The 17,019-nt window shown below is 59.0% G+C and carries 14 protein-coding genes; 10 read left to right on the forward strand and 4 right to left on the reverse strand.

Going from position 1 to position 17,019, the window contains the following annotated elements:
- Window positions 1-46: 46 nt before the first annotated feature.
- Window positions 47-1,102 carry a biotin synthase BioB gene (gene bioB, locus HGP31_RS28705; protein WP_020796035.1) on the reverse strand — a complete coding sequence of 352 codons (1,056 nt, stop codon included), beginning with the start codon at window positions 1,100-1,102 and terminating at the stop codon, window positions 47-49.
- A gap of 94 nt (window positions 1,103-1,196) precedes the next feature.
- Between bioB and HGP31_RS28710 the strand changes: the two genes are divergently transcribed.
- From HGP31_RS28710 to rarD, 5 genes are all read left to right on the forward strand, one after another.
- Window positions 1,197-1,937: a ComF family protein gene (locus tag HGP31_RS28710; RefSeq protein WP_168759047.1), complete on the forward strand. Its 741-nt coding sequence runs from the start codon at window positions 1,197-1,199 to the stop codon at window positions 1,935-1,937.
- Between the two features lie 62 nt (window positions 1,938-1,999).
- Window positions 2,000-2,764: a TOBE domain-containing protein gene (locus HGP31_RS28715; protein ID WP_020796037.1), complete on the forward strand. Its 765-nt coding sequence runs from the start codon at window positions 2,000-2,002 to the stop codon at window positions 2,762-2,764.
- A 139-nt stretch (window positions 2,765-2,903) separates the two neighbouring features.
- Entirely contained in the window at window positions 2,904-4,805 is a 1,902-nt protein-coding gene (locus tag HGP31_RS28720; RefSeq protein WP_168759048.1) for a PhoX family protein, read from the forward strand.
- Window positions 4,806-4,991: 186 nt separating this feature from the next.
- Complete coding sequence (locus tag HGP31_RS28725; RefSeq protein WP_020796039.1) at window positions 4,992-5,966, forward strand: serine/threonine protein kinase; 975 nt, start codon at window positions 4,992-4,994, stop codon at window positions 5,964-5,966.
- A 159-nt stretch (window positions 5,967-6,125) separates the two neighbouring features.
- Window positions 6,126-7,013: an EamA family transporter RarD gene (rarD, locus tag HGP31_RS28730; RefSeq protein WP_083349832.1), complete on the forward strand. Its 888-nt coding sequence runs from the start codon at window positions 6,126-6,128 to the stop codon at window positions 7,011-7,013.
- Window positions 7,014-7,228: 215 nt separating this feature from the next.
- Here the strand turns inward: rarD and HGP31_RS28735 are convergent, their stop codons facing one another.
- Complete coding sequence (locus tag HGP31_RS28735) at window positions 7,229-7,747, reverse strand: glycine cleavage system transcriptional repressor (RefSeq protein WP_020796041.1); 519 nt, start codon at window positions 7,745-7,747, stop codon at window positions 7,229-7,231.
- A 535-nt stretch (window positions 7,748-8,282) separates the two neighbouring features.
- On the opposite strand from HGP31_RS28735, the gene HGP31_RS28740 reads away from it, so the two are divergent.
- The gene (locus HGP31_RS28740) at window positions 8,283-10,460 is read left to right on the forward strand and encodes a malate synthase G (protein ID WP_168759049.1); all 2,178 of its coding nucleotides are present in this window, start codon (window positions 8,283-8,285) and stop codon (window positions 10,458-10,460) included.
- Between the two features lie 63 nt (window positions 10,461-10,523).
- On the opposite strand, the gene HGP31_RS28745 is transcribed toward HGP31_RS28740, so the two are convergent.
- A complete protein-coding gene (locus tag HGP31_RS28745) occupies window positions 10,524-11,432 on the reverse strand; it encodes an EamA family transporter (RefSeq protein WP_083349833.1) in 909 nt (302 codons plus the stop codon).
- 381 nt (window positions 11,433-11,813) lie between these two features.
- Window positions 11,814-12,272, reverse strand: a complete 459-nt coding sequence (locus HGP31_RS28750; RefSeq protein ID WP_020796044.1) for a response regulator — start codon at window positions 12,270-12,272, stop codon at window positions 11,814-11,816.
- 259 nt (window positions 12,273-12,531) lie between these two features.
- Here HGP31_RS28750 and HGP31_RS28755 point away from each other — a divergent pair, with 259 nt between their 5' ends.
- From HGP31_RS28755 to HGP31_RS28770, 4 genes are all read left to right on the forward strand, one after another.
- Window positions 12,532-14,466 (forward strand): putative nucleotidyltransferase substrate binding domain-containing protein, encoded by a 1,935-nt coding sequence (locus HGP31_RS28755; protein WP_318646591.1) that lies wholly within the window; start codon window positions 12,532-12,534, stop codon window positions 14,464-14,466.
- A 10-nt stretch (window positions 14,467-14,476) separates the two neighbouring features.
- Window positions 14,477-15,184 carry a 3'-5' exonuclease gene (locus tag HGP31_RS28760; RefSeq protein WP_033042590.1) on the forward strand — a complete coding sequence of 236 codons (708 nt, stop codon included), beginning with the start codon at window positions 14,477-14,479 and terminating at the stop codon, window positions 15,182-15,184.
- 207 nt (window positions 15,185-15,391) lie between these two features.
- On the forward strand, window positions 15,392-15,910 hold the full coding sequence (locus HGP31_RS28765) for an RNA polymerase sigma factor (RefSeq protein WP_033045381.1): 519 nt from the start codon (window positions 15,392-15,394) through the stop codon (window positions 15,908-15,910).
- Window positions 15,907-16,881 (forward strand): FecR domain-containing protein, encoded by a 975-nt coding sequence (locus tag HGP31_RS28770; protein WP_168759050.1) that lies wholly within the window; start codon window positions 15,907-15,909, stop codon window positions 16,879-16,881. The genes HGP31_RS28765 and HGP31_RS28770 overlap by 4 nt, the downstream gene beginning before the upstream one ends.
- Window positions 16,882-17,019 lie beyond the last annotated feature (138 nt).

Below are 17,019 nucleotides of genomic sequence, written 5' to 3' on the forward strand. Positions count from 1 at the left end.
CGCGAGCAGGCTCGCTCCCACAGGGTTTTGCCTTCCTTCAGAAGGATCAAACAGCCGCGTTATAGAACTGCTCGCTGCTCTTTTGCTCCACCAGCGCCTGTTCAATGGCGGCCTGGTGCACTTCGTCGGCGTGTTCTTCGCGGGCTTCCGGCAAAATCCCCAAGCGCCCGAACAGTTGCATGTCCTTGTCGGCCTGCGGGTTGGCGGTGGTCAGCAGTTTTTCGCCGTAGAAAATCGAGTTGGCACCGGCAAAGAACGCCAGTGCCTGCATCTGCTCGTTCATGGCTTCGCGGCCAGCGGACAGGCGCACGTGGGATTTGGGCATGAGGATCCGCGCGACGGCGAGCATGCGGATGAAGTCGAACGGGTCGACGTCGTCGGCATTCTCCAAGGGCGTGCCGGCGACTTTCACCAACATGTTGATCGGCACCGACTCCGGGTGCTCCGGCAGGTTGGCCAGCTGGATCAGCAGGTTGGCACGGTCATCGAGGGACTCGCCCATGCCAAGGATGCCACCGGAGCAGATCTTCATCCCCGATTCACGGACGTAGGCCAGGGTTTGCAGGCGCTCGCTGTAAGTGCGGGTGGTGATGATGCTGCCGTAGAACTCAGGCGAGGTGTCGAGGTTGTGGTTGTAGTAGTCAAGGCCAGCCTTGGCCAGCGCTTCGGTCTGGTCTTGATCGAGGCGACCGAGGGTCATGCAGGTTTCCAGGCCAAGGGCCTTGACGCCTTCGACCATCTTCAGCACATACGGCATGTCTTTGGCCGACGGGTGCTTCCACGCCGCGCCCATGCAGAAACGGGTCGACCCGATGGCCTTGGCCCGCGCGGCCTCTTCGAGGACCTTCTGCACTTCCATCAGCTTTTCTTTTTCCAGGCCGGTGTTGTAGTGACCCGACTGCGGACAATATTTGCAATCTTCCGGGCAAGCACCGGTCTTGATCGACAGCAAGGTCGATACCTGGACGCGGTTAGCGTCGAAATGCGCGCGGTGCACCGTCTGCGCCTGGAACAACAGGTCATTGAATGGCTGAACGAAGAGTGCTTTGACTTCGGCCAAAGACCAGTCATGACGCAAAGTTGCAGAGGTGCTGGCGCTCATGGGCGTTTCCTTTGTTTTATGCTTTGGCAGGCGACCGGGAAATGGAATTTCCACCGGCGCATCACAGGTGTTTCGGCATATTTAAGGAAGAGTCATGCGCTGTCAACCACGATACGATAGGCCGGTTTACATCTGGTTAAAAAATAACCACTACTGTTTACTGTGTGATGAAGTAGCCGATGGCACCACGCCCGTTTGCATGGCTTGCGAAACCGAGTTGCCATGGCTCGGCGATCATTGCCAGCGCTGCGCAGTGCCCTTGCCCGCTGCGGGCATGACGTGCGGCCAATGCCTCATGCAGCCACCGGCCTTCGAGCGAGTGGTCGCGCCCTGGACTTACAACTTCCCGATCGACAGCCTGATTACTCGCTTCAAGCACAGCGCGAAATGGCCGTATGGCCATCTGCTCGGCGACCTTCTCGCTCAATCACTGCAACATCGCTTCAACGATGACCTGCCGCGTCCCGATGTGCTGGTACCCGTGCCGATGTCTACCCGGCGCCTGCGCCAACGCGGCTTCAATCAGGCTGCCATGCTGGCGCGCTGGCTCAGCGAACGCCTCGACGTGCCTATTGATGAACGATTGCTATTGAGGCCTCAAGACACCAACGCCCAGCAAGACCTGAACGCCGAGGCACGCAAACGCAACCTGCACCACGCCTTCGCCATGGCAAGCGACGCATCAGTGAAGGGTCGCCACCTGGCGCTGGTGGACGACGTTCTGACCACCGGTGCCACGGCGCAGGCACTGGCCCTGCTGCTGCTGGACGCAGGCGCCATACGGGTCGACGTCTATTGCCTGGCGCGCACCCCCAAACCTGGCGAGTCGCCGTGACTTGACTCCCGGGTCCCGAGCCGCCAACGTCCTCACCACCGTCATAGCCAAAGCGTCTTGCCATGTCCTTGCCTACGTTGTTGTCCCAGCACATTGTCCGTCGCCCGCAACGCATTGCCTTGCTGCAACACATCGCCGAGCAGGGATCGATCACCCGCGCGGCGAAAAGCGCGGGCCTGAGCTACAAGGCCGCTTGGGATGCTATCGATGAGCTGAACAACCTGGCGCAGAAACCGCTGGTGGAACGCAGTGTCGGCGGCAAAGGAGGGGGTGGCGCCAAACTGTCAGCTGAAGGCGAGCGTGTGCTGCGCCTCTATCAAAAGCTGCAGGCGCTGCAAGCCCAGGTACTGGAAGCCGCTGAAGACGCAAGCGACCTTGACCTGCTCGGTCGCCTGATGCTCAGGACCAGCGCACGCAACCAGTTGCATGGAAAAGTCGCGGCCATTGAAACCCAGGGCCATAACGATCGGGTTCGCCTTGAGCTGCCCGAAGGCCTGAGTATCGCGGCGCAGATCACCCACGACAGTACCGTGCGCCTGGACCTGCAAACCGGCACTGAAGTTGTCGCCCTGATCAAGGCCGGTTGGCTCGATCTGCTGGGCGGCCGCGACGAGGCAACACCCGGTCACAATTGCCTCGAAGGTGTCATCGAGGAAATCCTCGACGCCGAAGACGGCCCCTGCGAAGTGCGAATCAGTTTGCCTAATGGCCAGACGCTCTGTGCTCTGGTCGAACCCCGGCATTTGCAATCACGCAAGCTGACCCGCGGAACATCGGTACGCGCGCAGTTCTCTCCCTCCAATGTATTGCTCGGCACTCCGTTGTAGGAGCTGCCGCAGGCTGCGATCTTTTGACTTTGCTTTTCAAGATCAAGATCAAAAGATCGCAGCCTGCGGCAGCTCCTACTGCAACAAAAGCTTCATCACCCACCATTAAGGTGACTGCAAAATTCGCAGGGAGCCTGATGTGAGCCTATTAGAAGAAAACCAGTCCACCGACCTCGAACAGATGGTCGGCCTCAGCCGTCGTGGCTTTATCAGCGCAGGCGCCTTGTGCGGTGCCGCCATGTTCCTCGGCGGCAACCTGCTGAGCCGCAGTGTACTGGCCGCCAGCGTCAGCGCCGGCACCAGCCAGTTGCTGGGTTTCGAAAGCATTCCCGCCGCGACTGCCGACGCGATCAGCTTGCCCCCCGGCTACAAATCTTCGGTACTGATCAGTTGGGGTCAGCCCCTGCAGAAAAACGGCCCGGCGTTCGACATGAGTGGCAACGGCACCGCCGAGCATCAGGAAGTCCAGTTCGGCGACAACAACGATGGCATGAGCCTGTTTGCCTTCCCGGATGACAACAATCGGGCGCTGATGGCGATCAACAACGAATACACCAATTACCGCTACCTCTACCCCCACGCGGGCATGCCGCAATCGGCGCAGGAAGTGCATAAGGCCCTGGCTTGCGAAGGCGTGTCGGTAATCGAAGTACAGCGTGAGAATGGTCATTGGCAGTTTGTGCTGGGCTCGCGCTATAACCGGCGCATTCACGGTAACTCGCCGATCCATCTGAGCGGCCCGGCCGCCGGTCACGAACTGTTGAAAACCCGTGCAGATGCACAAGGTAAAACGGTCCTCGGCACGTTCCAGAACTGCGCCAACGGCAAGACGCCATGGGGCACCTACCTGACCTGCGAAGAGAACTTTACCGACTGCTTTGGCAGCAGCGATGCCGAACAGAAATTCGATGCCGCACAGAAACGCTACGGCGTGGTGGCAACCAGCAAAGACATCAACTGGCATCAACACGACTCGCGCTTCGACATGGCGCACAATCCCAACGAGCTCAACCGTCATGGCTGGGTCGTCGAGATCGACCCGTTCGACCCGCAGTCGACCCCGGTCAAGCGCACTGCACTGGGCCGCTTCAAACATGAAAACGCCGCCCTGGCTGAAACCACAGACGGCCGCGCCGTGGTTTACATGGGCGACGATGAGCGCGGCGAATTCATCTATAAGTTCGTCAGCCGCGACAAGATCAATCACCAGAATCCCAAGGCCAACCGCGACCTGCTGGACCACGGCACCTTGTACGTGGCACGTTTCGACGCGGGCGACGGCAATGCCGATCACCCCAAGGGCCAAGGGCAATGGATCGAATTGACCCATGGTAAAAACGGCATCGACGCCAGCAGCGGTTTTGCCGACCAGGGCCAAGTGCTGATTCACGCGCGCCTGGCAGCCAGCGTGGTGAAGGCCACGCGCATGGACCGCCCGGAATGGATTGTCGTCAGCCCCAAGGACAGTCAGGTTTACTGCACCCTGACCAACAACGCCAAGCGTGGCGAAGAAGGGCAACCGGTAGGCGGGCCAAACCCGCGCGAGAAGAACGTCTACGGGCAGATCCTGCGCTGGCGCACCGACCGCGACGACCACGCCTCGAACACCTTTGCCTGGGACCTGTTCGTGGTCGCCGGCAACCCGCAAGTGCACGCCGGTACGCCGAAGGGCGGTTCGTCGAACATCACCCCGCAGAACATGTTCAACAGTCCGGATGGCTTGGCGTTCGATAACGCTGGGCGGCTGTGGATTCAAACCGACGGCGATTCGAGTAATGCCGGTGACTTCGCCGGCATGGGCAACAATCAGATGCTCTGCGCCGACCCGACGACCGGCGAGATCCGTCGGTTCATGGTCGGGCCGATTGGTTGTGAGGTAACGGGGATCAGCTTTTCGCCGGACCAGAAGACCTTGTTCGTCGGCATTCAGCACCCGGGGGAGAACGGCGGTTCGACCTTCCCTGAGCACTTGCCGAATGGAAAGCCGCGGTCTTCGGTGATTGCCATTTCGCGTGAAGACGGAGGGGTCGTCGGTGCCTGATAGTGCCTCTTCGCGAGCAAGCCCGCTCCCACAGGGTAAGCAGTGAGCCTGCAACATGTGCCACACAGGAGATCAACTGTGGGAGCGAGCCTGCTCGCGAAGGCGTCAGTACAGACACCACCTATGTGTCCGTCTGCGCTACCATGCCTGGCCGGACGCAGCAGCCTGCTGCGCGCAGGAGTCAGCATGGCCCACCCGTTTGAAACGCTCACCCCAGACCTCGTGCTCGATGCCGTCGAAAGCATCGGTTTTCTCAGCGATGCCCGCATTCTGGCGCTCAACAGCTACGAAAACCGTGTCTACCAGGTTGGTATCGAAGACGCCGAACCGTTGATCGCCAAGTTCTATCGCCCGCAGCGCTGGACCAACGAAGCGATTCTGGAAGAACACCAGTTCACCTTCGAGCTCGCCGAGGTCGAGGTACCGGTCGTCGCGCCGCTGATCCACAACGGTGAAACCCTGCACGAGCACAACGGCTTCCGTTTCACCCTGTTCCCCCGCCGCGGCGGACGCGCGCCGGAACCTGGCAATCTCGATCAGCTGTATCGCCTGGGTCAACTGCTCGGCCGACTGCATGCAGTGGGCTCGACCAAACCGTTTGAGCACCGTGAAGCGCTGGCGGTGAAAAACTTTGGCCATGATTCGCTGACGACTTTGCTCGAAGGCAACTTCATTCCCCGCAGCCTGCTGCCGGCCTACGAGTCCGTGGCCCGCGATCTGCTCAAGCGTGTGGAAGATGTCTACAGCAATACGCCGCACCAGAACATCCGCATGCACGGCGATTGCCACCCCGGCAACATGATGTGCCGTGATGAGATGTTCCACATCGTCGACCTTGACGACTGCCGCATGGGCCCGGCGGTACAGGACATCTGGATGATGCTGGCCGGCGATCGCCAGGAATGCCTGGGCCAGTTGTCGGAATTGATGGATGGCTACAACGAATTCCACGATTTCAATCCCCGGGAACTGGCGCTGATCGAACCCCTTCGCGCGCTGCGCCTGATGCACTACAGCGCCTGGCTCGCCCGTCGCTGGGACGACCCGGCATTCCCGCGCAGCTTTCCGTGGTTCGGCACCGAACGCTATTGGGGCGACCAGGTGTTGGCGTTGCGCGAGCAGCTCGCGGCGCTCAATGAAGAACCACTGAAGCTTTTTTAATCCGGGATCAAAAGATCGCAGCCTGCGGCAGCTCCTACGGGTGTACACCATTCCCTGTAGGAGCTGCCGCAGGCTGCGATCTTTTGCTTTCAGAAGCGACACATCTATACAACCGCCCTACAATCCCTCCTTTGTTAGCTGCCTAAGCAAGGATTCTGCATGCAAGCCGCCAACCTGCGTCGCGGGTACATTCTGGGCCTGAGTGCCTACATCATCTGGGGACTTTTCCCGCTCTACTTCAAGGCCATTGCCAACGTGCCCGCCGTGGAGATCATCATTCACCGCGTGCTGTGGTCGGCGTTGTTCGGCGCCTTGTTGCTGATGGTCTGGAAACATCCGGGCTGGTGGCGCGAGCTACGGGAGAACCCACGTCGGCTGGCGATCCTGGCCCTGAGCGGTACGCTGATCGCCGCCAACTGGCTGACGTATGTGTGGTCGGTGAACAACGGGCGCATGTTGGAGGCCAGCCTCGGTTACTACATCAACCCCTTGGTGAACGTGCTGCTGGGGATGCTGATCCTCGGTGAGCGGCTGCGACGCATGCAATGGATTGCCGTGGGGCTGGCGGCGGTTGGCGTGGCGCAACAAGTATGGCAAGTGGGCAGCCTGCCTTGGGTGTCGCTGGTGCTGGCATTGACCTTCGGTTTCTACGGGTTGATTCGCAAGCAGGCGCCGGTCAAGGCGCTCCCGGGATTGGTGGTCGAAACCTGGATGTTGGTGCCGATAGCGCTGGCCTGGTTACTGCTCAATCCAACCGCCAGCAGCGCCCAGGCTGAATTCTGGACCACCTCCGAAGCCTGGTGGCTGGTGGCTGCCGGTCCGGTAACGCTGGTGCCGCTGGTCTGCTTCAACGCTGCCGCGCGGCATTTGCCCTACACGACCCTGGGATTCCTGCAATACCTGGCACCGACCCTGGTGCTGCTGCAGGCCGTCCTGCTGTTTGATGAGCACCTATCGTCGAGTACGCTGGTTGCGTTCATCTTCATCTGGGCAGGCCTGGCGGTTTACAGCGTCGATGCCTGGTTCAGCCTGCGCCGCCGCAGCTGATCAAAAAATACACAACTCTCTACAGGCCACGTTATCCGTGGCCTGCATAGATCCTTCCCAAGGTTATCCACAGCGTGATCCCCGCCGTTTGTGCGCAAGTTACTGAAACTGCTGGTTTTTTGATCAATCTTTGAAGAGCCACGGCCGGCGTGGCCTGGCGGGCTGTCTCTACAGGTTATCCACAGGCAGGTGCACGTTTAAACTGGATAACCTGATCAAGGTTCACTGCGCAGCACCAATTCCACCATCAGGTCGTCCGCCAGGGTTTCCAGGCGCGATTGCAGCACGTCCAGAGACAGCGTCAGGGGCACCGCCAGTATCGCTTCGGCGTGGAACAGCGGCTCGCTGCTCATGGGGGCCGGACGCACCTCCGTCACCAGCCGCTCCAGGTTCACCCCCTGCTCACTGAGCAAGCGCGTGATGTCGCGCACGATCCCCGGCCGGTCATTGCCCACCAGCTCCATGGCGATCGGCTTCCAGGTGCACGACTGTTCGATACCGCTTTCGGCGATCAAGACGCGAATGCCGTGGGACGATAATCCTTGCAGGGCGTCGACCAGTGAGTCGTAGGCTTCCGCCGGGACCCCCACCCGAAGAATCCCGGCGAATTGCCCGGCCATGCGCGACATGCGGCTTTCCAGCCAGTTGCCACCATGCTCGGCGATGCATTGGGCTATGCGCTCGACCTGCCCAGGCTTGTCCGGTGCAAAAACAGTGAGTACGAGGTGGTCCATGGCGCAGCCCTCTTTTGTTATTGAAAGAGAAGTATAGGCAAGGGTTGATTCGGCGCTGGCAGGTCCTACCTCTTCGCGAGCAGGCTCGCTCCCACAAGGTCGGCGCAGGGCTTTGTGGGAGCGAGCCTGCTCGCGAATGAGTCCCGCCCAAGAACCTGCGTAACATAAATCGTGTACAACTTTTTATATTTAACTGGAACAATCTCATGCTTTTTTGAGAACATCCTCATCCCCAGCGTGACTGCAATGCGTCATGGGGTCGCAGAACGACGTAATTAGTCTAATTTTCACAACCGCAACTCATCATGTAGTATGCCGCTGCGCGCACTACATAACGTTGGATCGATGTCCGCCACAGGCGCAGACGCATCCCTGAAAGCCCTGTCAGCAAGGCCCTAAAGCCGTTGATTGGTCCCCACCCAGCCGTCAGAAATGGCATGTACTGTTCGCAGGGTTTGTGGTTTAAATGGCCAGAGGCTTCATTGTTAAATTGAAGAGCTGAAAAGCGAAATAGCTGAGCAGAGTGAGGCAAGCAATGACTGAACACGTTCAAGTCGGTGGCCTGCAGGTCGCCAAAGTCCTGTTCGACTTCGTGAACAACGAAGCCATTCCCGGAACCGGCCTCACCGCCGACCAATTCTGGGCCGGTGCCGACAAGGTCATCCATGACCTGGCGCCGAAGAACAAAGCCCTACTCGCCAAACGCGATGATTTCCAGGCTCGTATCGATTCCTGGCACCAGGAACGCGCAGGTCAAGCGCACGACGCCGTGGCCTACAAAGCCTTTCTGCAAGACATCGGTTATCTGCTGCCAGAAGCGGCCGATTTCCAGGCAACGACGCAAAACGTCGATGAAGAAATCGCCCACATGGCCGGCCCACAGCTTGTGGTGCCGGTGATGAATGCCCGCTTCGCGCTTAACGCTTCGAACGCCCGCTGGGGTTCGCTGTACGACGCGCTCTACGGCACCGACGCCATCAGCGAGGCTGACGGCGCGGAAAAAGGCAAAGGCTACAACAAGGTTCGCGGCGACAAGGTCATCGCCTTCGCCCGGGCCTTCCTCGACGAAGCGGCGCCATTGGCGGCCGGCTCCCACGTCGATTCGACACACTACAAAATCGTTGACGGCAAACTGGTCGTCGCCCTTAAAGGCGGTAGCAACAGCGGCCTGCGCAACGACGCCCAACTGATCGGTTTCCAGGGCGATGCGGCGGCACCCACCGCGATCCTGCTGAAAAACAATGGCCTGCATTTCGAAATCCAGGTCGATGCCAGCACCCCGGTCGGCCAGACCGACGCTGCCGGTGTCAAAGACATCCTGATGGAAGCCGCACTCACCACCATCATGGACTGCGAAGACTCCGTCGCCGCCGTCGACGCCGATGACAAGGTAGTGATCTACCGCAACTGGCTCGGCCTGATGAAGGGCGACCTGGCGGAAGAAGTCGCCAAGGGCGGCAAGACGTTTACTCGCACCATGAACGCCGACCGCACCTACACCGCCGTCGACGGCAGCGAATTGAGCCTGCATGGTCGTTCGTTGTTGTTCGTGCGTAACGTCGGTCACCTGATGACCATCGATGCGATCCTCGATAAAGATGGCAACGAAGTACCGGAAGGCATCCTCGACGGTCTGGTGACTGTTCTGGCGGCGATGCACAACCTGAACGGCAATACCTCGCGCAAAAATACCCGCACCGGTTCCGTCTACATCGTGAAGCCAAAGATGCACGGTCCTGAAGAAGCTGCGTTCACCAACGAGCTGTTCGGGCGCATCGAAGACGTGCTGGGCCTGCCTCGCAACACCCTGAAGGTCGGGATCATGGACGAGGAGCGCCGTACCACGGTCAACCTCAAGGCCTGTATCAAGGCTGCCAGCGAGCGCGTGGTGTTCATCAACACCGGCTTCCTCGATCGCACGGGCGATGAAATCCACACCTCCATGGAAGCCGGCCCGATGGTGCGCAAGGCCGACATGAAGGCCGAAAAATGGATTGGCGCCTACGAGAACTCCAACGTTGATATCGGCTTGAGCACCGGCCTGCAAGGCCGTGCGCAGATCGGTAAAGGCATGTGGGCCATGCCCGACCTGATGGCGGCGATGCTGGAACAGAAAATCGCTCACCCACTGACGGGTGCCAACACCGCATGGGTGCCTTCGCCGACCGCTGCCGCGCTGCACGCGCTGCACTACCACAAGGTTGACGTGTTCGCCCGTCAGGCCGAACTGGCCAAGCGTGCTCCTGCGTCGGTGGACGATATCCTGACCATCCCGCTGGCAGTGAACCCACAGTGGACCGCAGAACAGATCCAGAACGAACTGGACAACAACAGCCAAGGCATTCTGGGTTATGTGGTGCGCTGGATCGACCAGGGCGTTGGTTGCTCGAAGGTGCCGGACATCAATGACGTCGGCCTGATGGAAGACCGTGCGACGCTACGTATTTCCAGCCAGCACATCGCCAACTGGCTGCGTCATGGCATCGTTACCGAAGAGCAGGTGATGGCCAGCCTTAAGCGCATGGCGCCGGTGGTGGACCGTCAGAATGCCGGTGATGCGCTGTACCGTCCGCTGGCACCGAACTTCGACAGCAACATCGCCTTCCAGGCGGCTGTCGAGCTGGTGGTGGAAGGTACCAAGCAGCCCAACGGCTACACCGAGCCGGTCCTGCACCGTCGTCGTCGCGAGTTCAAGGCCAGGAACGCGCTGTAAAAAATAGTCTGCCAGACAACAATCCCCCGGCCTCACGACCGGGGGATTGTAGTTTCTGACCGGTCATTTCCTGTGGCGCAAGGCGCTTTCAGCGATGCAGTTAGCGATTTTCGGTGCACACATGAACAAGGCAATACCCAGGACCGTAAGCACAAGGGCGAACAGTTTCTCGCCCCCAATGGGTTCGTCGAGCACATACCAGGAAGTCACGATACCGGATATCGGAATGATGATCGACAATGGGGCAACCTGGCTCGCCGGATATTTCCTGATCAAGCGGTTCCATGCCCAATAACCGAAAATCGTCGCCACATAGGCCTGGAACAGAATGGACAGCAGCACCGGAGCCTTGAAGTCCGTCAATAACGCCTGGAAAGGCGCAGCCCCCCTGGCCCAGTAGGTCATCAAGTACAACGGCGCAATTGCATACAGACTCGACCAGACAACGAAGGAAAAAATGTCGATTACCTTGCTTTTCTTGATCACGACATTGCAAAGACTCCAGCACAAAGCTGCCAGCAGTATCAGAAACAGACCATGGCTCTGGCCTTGCGTCTCGGTCACATTGATGATGAACATAAGCCCCACCAATGCCAGGAGAATTCCTGCCACCTGGATCCCCGACATTTTTTCGCCGAACAACATCACCCCCCAGATGACTGTAAAAAAGGCACTGAATTGCAGGAGCAGAGAAGTCACACCGGCACTGACCCCGAGAAACATGCCGTAGTTCATCAGCCAACACATCCCGACTCCGAACAAAAAACCATATAAAGCGATAGTTGAGGAACTGATGTTTTTCGGCTTGGGAACGAAGAACACCAACGGAAAGGCGCAGAAAGTTAAACGCAAGGCCGTCAGCATATACGGGTCTATACCGTCGAGACTGATATCAATGACCGAGTAGTTACTTCCCCACATAACCGTTACAACAAGAATCAGGAGCAGGTCGCGCAAATCCATTTTTATCATGTTGTGTCCTGATTATCATTCACACGCATGCAAACCAGGAAAATCGCCTTTCCCGATCAAGCCATAGTTTTTCAGGCGCATGGAAACAAACGTTCGTTCAATGGTCCTCCTCAAGGAGGTCACAAGCACGGGCGTAAACTTCAGCGTGGAATAATAAATTAATATTTTCGAATTTGATTAAAACAAAGGCTAACTATAAACAGCCACCCGCACTTCAATCATCACGACGATATCTGAAACTACAGCCGCAGCTGACAGACATTTATGAATGGATATTTCTCAACCGCGGCAGAAAAACTTCATTACACCGAATAGACGCAGACTTAACTCGAATACCTCTGCGCGCTGGCTTTCAGGCAACTATCACTTACAAATCTTTGGTTACTCAATCCCCAACTCATGTTTGACCAGTGCTAACAACTTTCCGGTATCAATCGGTTTGAGCAAAAAGTCGACCACGCTCAAATGCATCGCGGCAATGGCGTCTTTAACGTCGGCATCGCCGGAAACGATGATAATCGGCAGCGCGGCTCGTACGGTTTCACGAATCTGCCGAACCAGTTCCAGACCATCCACATTGCCCATGCGCAAATCGGTAATCAGCAGGCCAATTGAAGGTTTCTTGATCTCCGCTTCTGCCACCAGCATCTTGAGTGCGGTCTCGCCACTGGCTGCCGTCATGCAACGAATGCCGTCCAGTGCCAGAATCTCCGACAACAGTTCCCGGGCATCCTTGTCGTCGTCAACGATCAGCACCCGCTGCGGCGGCAGGTCGGGTTCCAGCATGACGTCACTGAGCGCCTGGCGCTCGGCATCACTCAAAATATCGTGGTCGGACATGGCATTCTCTACATGTTCAATTCAATTCCCTAGCACAGTGGTAAGACATCGCTAAGCACACCATCAATGTGCACTCCGTCGGATAATTTTCCAATGGGGAAAGGTGAGGTTTTTCTCACATTTAGGTAGGTTCTTTCCGACAATGCATCACTTTTCCCGCCTACCTAGACTTACGTCCAATGGGCACCCCGACCGTAGGGGTCGACCATGGGTGAGTCATCCGACAACAACAATTCAAAAAAAGACTGCGGTAATGGTTATGAGTAAAGCGGACGCCTTCACCCAGGCAGGGAAAACCGCGGTGTTGCAGAACATCCAGGGCACTTTGCAATTCCTTCAGCGCTTCCCGCCCTTCAACCAGATGGAACATGCCCACTTGGCGTATCTGGTCGAGCAATGTCAGCTGCGTTTTTATGCCCCCGGCGAGAGCATCATCAAACCCGCCGACGGCCCGGTTGAGCATTTTTACATCGTCAAACAGGGTCGCGTTGTCGGTGAACGCCCGCACTCGGCCAAGGGCGGGACCGAAACCACCTTCGAAATCACCACGGGCGAGTGCTTCCCCCTCGCTGCGCTGCTGGGGGAACGTGCAACTCGCACCGAACACCTGGCCGCCGAAGACACCTTTTGCCTACAGCTGAACAAACTTGCATTCATCAAGTTGTTCGCCATTTCCGGCACCTTCCGCGACTTTGCCCTACGCGGAGTGAGCAGCCTGTTGGACCAGGTCAACCAGCAGGTCCAGCAAAAAGCCGTGGAAACCCTCGGCACCCAATACTCGCTTAATACCCGCCTGGGCGAATTGGCCATGCGCCATCCGGTGACATGCGCCCCAACCACACCCTTGCGTGAAGCCGTGACCCAAATGCACGAGCAGCAGGTCGGCAGCATCGTGATCGTCAATGAACATAAAGCGCCGCTGGGCATTTTCACCCTGCGCGATTTGCGCCATGTCGTGGCCAACGGTATCGGCGATTTCAGCGAGGCGATCGAGCGGCACATGACCCCGTCGCCGTTTTACCTGTCTCCAGACCATAGTGCCTTCGATGCCGCGATTGCGATGACAGAGCGGCATATCGCCCACGTCTGCCTGGTCAAGGATCAGCGCCTGTGCGGTGTGGTTTCGGAACGCGATCTGTTTTCCCTGCAACGGGTCGACCTGGTTCACCTGGCGCGCACCATCCGCAGCGCCCAGCGTGTGGAAAACCTGGTGCTGCTGCGTGGCGAAATTGGTCAACTGGTGGAGCGCATGCTGGCCCACGGTGCGTCTTCGACCCAGATCACCCACATCATTACCCTGCTCAACGACCACACCGTGTGCCGGGTGATCGAGCTGACCCTGGCTGAGAAAGGCGATCCGGGCATCCCGTTCAGTTGGCTGTGTTTCGGCAGCGAAGGTCGCCGCGAACAGACACTGCACACCGATCAAGACAACGGCATTCTGTTCGAAGCGCGGGACGCGGCCCACGCCGCCGAGATTCGTGGGAAATTGCTGCCCATTGCCCATCAGATCAACCAAAGCCTGGCGCTTTGCGGTTTCACGCTGTGCAAAGGCAACATCATGGCCAGCAATCCAGAACTGTGCCTGTCGCGGGTCGAATGGGCCCGACGCTTCAGCGCGTTCATTCGCGAAGCCACGCCGGAGAACCTGTTAGGGTCGAGCATCTATTTCGATTTGCGCGTGGTCTGGGGCAGCGAGCTAGGCTGCGAACAACTGCGCCGTGCGATTCTCGACCAGGTGGCCGACAACCGACTGTTCCAGCGCATGATGGCTGAAAACGCGTTGCGAAATCGTCCGCCTGTAGGACGTTTCCGTGAGTTCGTGCTGGCGCGTAAAAATGGCGAAAAAGCCACGCTGGACCTGAAGATCCAGGGCCTGACCCCCTTTGTCGACGGGGCGCGGTTACTCGCCCTCGCCCACGGCATCGAAGCGAACAATACCCTGGAGCGCTTTCGCCAACTGGTGGCCAAAGAGGTCATCGAGCCACTGGACGGTGCGGCGTATGAAGAGGCCTATCACTTCATCCAGCAAACCCGCATGCAGCAACATCAGCTACAGACCCGGGAGAATTTGCCCTACTCCAACCGGGTCGACCCCGACAGCCTCAATCATCTGGATCGACGCATCCTGCGCGAATCCCTGCGCCAGGCCCAACGCCTGCAAAGCAGCCTGTCCCTGCGATACCAATTATGAGCTACCAACTATGAGTCTTTTTTCATGGTTGCGCCCCGCCGGCCCGAGCTTGTCCGCGGACCTGCAACAACGCCTTCAACGCCTGCCTGTGGTCCAGGGATTAAGTGAATGCAGCCTGCGCGAACAGCGCTGGGTAGTGCTCGACCTGGAAACCACCGGGCTGAATATGAACAAGGACCGGGTACTGTCCATCGGCGCCGTGGTGATCGAGGATGGCGCGATCGATTTCAGCCGGCAGTTCGAGCGCACCTTGCAGTGCGACGAACTCAAACTCGGCCCCAGTGTGCTGATTCACGGCTTGGGGCCCAGTGCAATCGCCGCCGGCAGTGACCCGGCTGAGGCGTTGCTCGAGTTCATGGAGTTTGTCGGCGATAGCCCGGTGCTGGCCTTTCATGCGCCTTTCGACCAGCACATGCTCGGACGCGCATTGAAAGAGCACCTGGGCTACAAGTTGCAACATCCCTTTATGGATGTGGCGGACATCGCCCCGCTGCTGTGTCCGCAGGCCAATATCCGCGAGGCCGGCCTGGACGAGTGGATCGATTGGTTCAAACTGGAAGTCTTCGAGCGGCATAACGCCAGCGCCGACGCCCTGGCAACCGCCGAACTGGCGCTGATCCTGTTCAGCCGTGCACGTCAGCAGCAGATTCACAGCCCGCTGAACCTGCAGCAGCGGTTGAACCAGTGGAAGCGGCGGCAGCAAACACATTCTTTCTAACGGTCACGCCGTCCCGTGTAGGAGCTGCCGCAGGCTGCGATCTTTTGATCTTGGAAATCAAAATCAAAAGATCGCAGCCTGCGGCAGCTCCTACAGGGTCATACGACAATCTCCTGCCCGACCAACGCCGATTGCTTTCACTCCCCCGCCTCTGACACAATCGCGAACAATTCTCGTTAGTTAACATTTCCCAATCGGTGATGCTGCGTGTCGTCAGTTCCAAGCCCCCAAAGTGAGCTCGTCGGTGCGTTGTATCGCGACCACCGTGGTTGGCTATTGGCTTGGCTACGTCGCAATGTCACCTGCCCGCAACGGGCCGAGGACTTGAGCCAGGACACTTTCGTGCGCTTACTCGGGCGCGAAGAACTGAAAGAGCCGCGCGAGCCGCGGGCATTGCTGGTGGCGATTGCCAAGGGCCTGCTGTTCGACTACTTCCGCCGCGCCGCGCTGGAGCAGGCTTATCTCACCGAACTGATGCTGATTCCAGAAGCCGAACAACCGTCGGTGGAAGAACAGCAAATGATCCTCGAAGACCTGAAAAACATCGATCGCCTGCTCGGCAAGCTGTCGAGCAAGGCCCGTGCGGCGTTCCTCTACAATCGACTCGATGGCCTCGGCCACGCGCAAATCGCCGAGCGCCTTGGTGTATCGGTGCCGCGAGTGCGCCAGTACCTGGCCCAAGGCATCCGTCAGTGCTACATCGCCTTGTACGGGGAGCCGACATGAACCCGGTTAGTTCCAAACCGGTGTCGGCACAGGTGCTCGACGCTGCCATCGCCTGGCAACTGTCCCTGGACTCCGGCAGCCCTGTGGAACGCGAAGAGTTCGCCAAATGGCACGCCGCCCACGAAGAACATGCCCGCGCCTGGCGTCAATTGGGCATGCTCGACCAGCGTTTCAGCGTCGCCAGCGGCCCCGCCCGCGCCGCCCTGCTGCAATCGCGCGAAGGCATTCGCCGCCGGGTGCGCAAGCTCGGCAGCGGCCTGGCCAGCATCGTTGCGGTGTTCGGGCTGGCACTGTTTGCCGGTGAGCGCTATTTGCCGATCGATTATTGGCTGGCCGACCAGCGCACTGCCACCGGCGAACAACGCACGATTCGCCTGGACGACGGCACCCTGATCAACCTCAACACCCACAGTGCCGTGGACGTGCGCTTCGATGACAAGCAGCGGCGGGTCATCCTCCAGGAAGGCGAAATACTGATCGAGACCGGCCACGGCGACGCACGGCCGTTCATCGTTGAAACCCGCGAAGGCCGCATGCGTGCCTTGGGCACAAGGTTCCTGGTCAAGCGTGAAGAGCAAGGTACGCGCCTGAGCGTGTTGCAATCGGCGGTGGCTGCCCATCCGCAATCGAGTCCTGAAGAGCAGGTCCTGCGCGAAGGCCAGCAAATGCTGATCCGCAGCGACGGCCTGGGCCCGATTGTCGCGCTCAACCTCGGCGCCGATGCCTGGACCCGCGGCATGCTGGTAGTGGACAACGCGCGACTGGAAGATCTGGTGCGTGAAATCGGTCGCTATCGCCCTGGTCTACTGAGTGTGGCACCGGAAGTGGCCGACCTGCGGATCACCGGTAGCTTCCCGTTGCAAAACACCGACCTGGCCCTGAGCGCGCTGTTGCCAACGCTGCCGGTGCAGATTGAGCATCGTACGCAATGGTGGGTGACGGTGGTGGCGAAGACCGAGGCCAAGCCCTAAAAGGTGCTGTGTCAGTGAAGCCGCCTTCGCGGGCAAGCCACGCTCCCACAGGTTTCGTGTCGGTCACAAAATTACCGGTCAGTGCAGAACCTGTGGGAGCGGGCTTGCCCGCGGTGAGGCCATCAGATCCGCCACAAA

The organism is Pseudomonas umsongensis, assembly GCF_012647205.1.
In the GTDB taxonomy this organism is placed as follows: Bacteria; Pseudomonadota; Gammaproteobacteria; order Pseudomonadales; family Pseudomonadaceae; genus Aquipseudomonas; species Aquipseudomonas umsongensis.

What these genes read in the sequence shown, in the direction of transcription:
- bioB (WP_020796035.1), bottom strand. Translation starts at nt 1,102, where the DNA reads ATGAGCGCCAGCACCTCTGCAACTTTGCGTCATGACTGGTCTTTGGCC.
- HGP31_RS28710 (WP_168759047.1), top strand. Translation starts at nt 1,197, where the DNA reads ATGCGCTGTCAACCACGATACGATAGGCCGGTTTACATCTGGTTAAAA.
- HGP31_RS28715 (WP_020796037.1), top strand. Translation starts at nt 2,000, where the DNA reads ATGTCCTTGCCTACGTTGTTGTCCCAGCACATTGTCCGTCGCCCGCAA.
- HGP31_RS28725 (WP_020796039.1), top strand. Translation starts at nt 4,992, where the DNA reads ATGGCCCACCCGTTTGAAACGCTCACCCCAGACCTCGTGCTCGATGCC.
- rarD (WP_083349832.1), top strand. Translation starts at nt 6,126, where the DNA reads ATGCAAGCCGCCAACCTGCGTCGCGGGTACATTCTGGGCCTGAGTGCC.
- HGP31_RS28735 (WP_020796041.1), bottom strand. Translation starts at nt 7,747, where the DNA reads ATGGACCACCTCGTACTCACTGTTTTTGCACCGGACAAGCCTGGGCAG.
- HGP31_RS28740 (WP_168759049.1), top strand. Translation starts at nt 8,283, where the DNA reads ATGACTGAACACGTTCAAGTCGGTGGCCTGCAGGTCGCCAAAGTCCTG.
- HGP31_RS28745 (WP_083349833.1), bottom strand. Translation starts at nt 11,432, where the DNA reads ATGATAAAAATGGATTTGCGCGACCTGCTCCTGATTCTTGTTGTAACG.
- HGP31_RS28750 (WP_020796044.1), bottom strand. Translation starts at nt 12,272, where the DNA reads ATGTCCGACCACGATATTTTGAGTGATGCCGAGCGCCAGGCGCTCAGT.
- HGP31_RS28755 (WP_318646591.1), top strand. Translation starts at nt 12,532, where the DNA reads ATGAGTAAAGCGGACGCCTTCACCCAGGCAGGGAAAACCGCGGTGTTG.
- HGP31_RS28760 (WP_033042590.1), top strand. Translation starts at nt 14,477, where the DNA reads ATGAGTCTTTTTTCATGGTTGCGCCCCGCCGGCCCGAGCTTGTCCGCG.
- HGP31_RS28770 (WP_168759050.1), top strand. Translation starts at nt 15,907, where the DNA reads ATGAACCCGGTTAGTTCCAAACCGGTGTCGGCACAGGTGCTCGACGCT.